Raw genomic sequence first — 1,766 nt, 5'->3', positions numbered from 1 at the left:
TTGCTAATTGGCTGCCGCAGCGCAGCGTAGGCAGTCCAGTGGAGACCACGCTTTTTGTGGCCGGAACGAAATTAAGCAATTTGTTATGTTTCGTGATGCGAAGGATATGCACACAAAACTAATGAAATACTTAAATCCGCTGTACTATACAAAACGGCTGGCTCTAGGTATATGTTCATATTTATGCTATCAACACTAAACCAGCCAACAAAATAGTCGACTGCTCCACCCGTTTCTCTTAATTTTTCAAAAAAGCATTTGTGTTTAGCAAGCTCACTATTTTTTGAGGCAATAAAATCTTCGAAAAGAATTTCCTCTGCATCTACTCGTTTACCATTACAAAAATCGTAGCTCCAAAACGTATTTTCGTAACTTCCACTCAGACGCCTTCCATTTGGTGTAATTCTAGGCTCGCCAATTTTATGAGTAATGTGAGGAGTAATGTTCAACTCTTCACTTATAATGTCAGCTTCTATTTCGGGATGCGAGATATTCAACGAAACACAAAACTTATAATCTGGCATGGCTATCCTCAGAAACATAACGCCCGCCACACACGCGAGCAACTTGTTGCGAGTCGAGCGCCCAACGGGCGCGTTTGTGATGGCGATTGTTATGTTTGGCTATCAAAGTTGCATACCAACTATCCACGGCAATCCAGCACCTACAAAAACTGAGAAAATTCCTAGTATGAATTTTTTGGTATTCATAGAACTGCACTTTGAATACATATACACGCCAGCAATAATTGCAGCAACAGACCATAAGACAGAACCAAGGAAGTACACAGCAACTGCTCCCTGATTTATTGAAGTTGAGTATCCTGATCCAGCGAGAAGATTTAAAAGAATAGTGAAACTCAAGCCTGCCACAGGCAAAGCTGCTAAAATCATAATTCTTTTCTTTGTCATCCACTTACTCATTCGTACACTCCCTTAAAACATAACGCCGCAAGCAGCGGCGAGCGTTAGCGAGTCCAGCACCGCAGGTGCGATGCTGACTTGCCTTGTTATGCCTTACTTTTTGCAATCGAAGTGCTGTGTTGACCATGCACTACCACCATCAAGACACGAGTCGATTAAAAGCTGCTCCCTTGCATAGGGATACAGCATGCCCAAAATTACAATTGTTGTTATTAATTTAGCTAACCAGCTAGAGCGTAAACTGTGCCATTTAAACTGAAAAAATATACCGAAAACCAGTAACGCTAACCCACGCCAGCCCCAAATGATGCCATTTTGATACCAGGCATTTGGAAAGTCGGTTGGCGGCCCGCCCGCAACCCAAAACGAGGCCATACTTTGGTTCAGGCAAAGCAGCCCTGCTGCAACGAATATTAACGTTAAGACGACTCTGAAAATCCTTTCTCGACGATTCAACTGACTTCCTTAGGCATAACGCAAAGCACACGGGCGGAAAAACGCGTTAGCGTTTGACGTCCCAGCAGCCGCAGGCTGCGAGTGATGCGCCTTGTTATGTTGCAACAAATTAAACATCCTCTATAGAAACCCGGCCGAAATTACCTGTTACAGCCTCTATAAAAAAGCCAAAAAAAGAAAAGTAATTTCCTGAACGATGTATATAAAAACCATTCGCTATCAACTGAATTTCAAATATAAATTGTTGATTCTCAAATTTTGAAACGATCCAGCCGGTTTCTGTTTTCTTTAGTGAGGCTACATCACTTAGTGAATGGATAAACTCTTCAAACTCCTGAGCATTACCGCTTTCAGTTGTTAAGGTTTGAGCTAATCCCACTAGTTGCT

The 1,766-nt window shown here is 42.3% G+C and carries 3 protein-coding genes; all 3 read right to left on the bottom strand.

Going from position 1 to position 1,766, the window contains the following annotated elements:
* Positions 1-83: 83 nt before the first annotated feature.
* Complete coding sequence (locus JAO78_RS16595; RefSeq protein WP_226752476.1) at positions 84-524, bottom strand: DUF4279 domain-containing protein; 441 nt, start codon at positions 522-524, stop codon at positions 84-86.
* 102 nt (positions 525-626) lie between these two features.
* Positions 627-923, bottom strand: a complete 297-nt coding sequence (locus JAO78_RS16590) for a hypothetical protein (protein ID WP_226752475.1) — start codon at positions 921-923, stop codon at positions 627-629.
* A gap of 565 nt (positions 924-1,488) precedes the next feature.
* Positions 1,489-1,766 (bottom strand): hypothetical protein (locus JAO78_RS16585; protein ID WP_226752474.1); only part of this gene is annotated, 278 nt, incomplete at its 5' end.

Origin of the sequence: Alishewanella maricola, from assembly GCF_016343785.1 — a bacterium.
In the GTDB taxonomy this organism is placed as follows: domain Bacteria; phylum Pseudomonadota; class Gammaproteobacteria; order Enterobacterales; family Alteromonadaceae; genus Alishewanella; species Alishewanella maricola.
This window is presented reverse-complemented; position numbering and strand designations above follow the sequence as displayed.